The sequence below is a fragment of the Rothia nasimurium genome (assembly GCF_928391935.1).
Lineage (GTDB): Bacteria > Actinomycetota > Actinomycetes > Actinomycetales > Micrococcaceae > Rothia > Rothia nasimurium_D.
Map to the genome: position 1 here is coordinate 1 of NZ_CAKMTD010000022.1, position 1,302 is coordinate 1,302.

Below are 1,302 nucleotides of genomic sequence, written 5' to 3' on the forward strand. Positions count from 1 at the left end.
TCGGTGTCGATAGCGTTGTCGTAGAGGGCTGGGCGTCCTGTTTCGTGGTCGGCTTGGTTCTCGGTTTGGGTCAGGGTGGATACTTTGGCGAGTTGGCCCTGGCCCCAGTCGGACTGCCTGGCGATTCGTACTGGATCGTCAGGCAGTTCCGTTTTTAAGTAGAGCCACCAATCCAGCATGCGGCGTTGTCGTTCGCCTGATCTGCCGCGGTGGGTTCTGGCGAGCAGTTTGAGCTGGGCGTTGATGCCGCCTTCTAAGCTGTTGGTGGTGGATTTGATCCGCTCGGGCGCAAGGACTCCTGCTGGCGGGTTGAGGTAGACAAACAGCATCTCGGACCGCCAAAGATGGTTGAGGCTGTTGTAGGCCTTGCGCACGTTGTGGTGGGTCCACACGCGGGTCCATGCACCTGTTTTGGGGTCTTTGATCATGGTTTTCTCGTTCATCCATTCCCGGTAGATCGTTGAAAACTCGTGCAGTTGCACACCCCACGCGGCGGCTTCATCCAGTGTGGTGATCCGGGTCAGTTTCAGCGCAAGTCGGTAGATGGTGCGCCCGGCATCGGTGCGTGGGTTGGTGGTGGTGTAGCGGCGGACCACGCGTTGGGCGTGGACGAGGCAGCGTTGAATTTTCGTAGTCGGCCAGCACTTTTTGATTGCGCTGTATGCGCCTTGGCCGCCGTCGATGACGGCGATGAGTGGGGCTTCGATGCGTTCAAGCAGCAGTTGGTAGTCGCGGGTGGTTTCGTGTTTGCACCAGTGCCAGGCGATCACGTGGTCGATGGTCGCCGCGACGATCAGGCAGCCACCGGCGGTGTAGGTGCCATCGAGAAATACCTGGTCGTAGATCCGCTTGTGGTGGCCGGCGGTGGGGTCAGGCACATCAACGAGCCAGCACCACTTGAAGCGCCGCTTCATGGTGGCGCGGCTAACACCGTTTCGTTTGGCTAGGTCGTCGAGTGATATTGCGGTGGTGCAATGCTCGATGAACTGGGTGAACACTGCCGCGTTGGTGATGTCGTTTCGACGTTTGACGCTGGAGGCGCCGCATTGTTTGCAGCGCCATCTGGTGGTGCCTTTGCTGGTGGTGCCGTTGCGTTTCATTTCACCGCCGCAGTGGCAGCGTGGTTGGTTCTTCGACATTGCGACACCACACCACGCCGCGCATAGCACATCACGGCTGCCACACCGAGGATTTCCCGTCGGGGGCTAGATATATGCTTCCGGAGCATATACTTTCCGGAAACCTACAGGTCAATCCGTGAAAATCCGCGATTCCGGACACACTTTTTGACCCTTAACCCGC

At 58.8% G+C, this 1,302-nt stretch carries 1 protein-coding gene; it reads right to left on the minus strand.

Going from position 1 to position 1,302, the window contains the following annotated elements; all coding sequences use genetic code 11:
* On the minus strand, positions 1–1,139 hold a 1,139-nt coding region (locus L7A15_RS10580), incomplete at its 3' end, for an IS256-like element IS1249 family transposase (protein WP_237212507.1).
* Positions 1,140–1,302 lie beyond the last annotated feature (163 nt).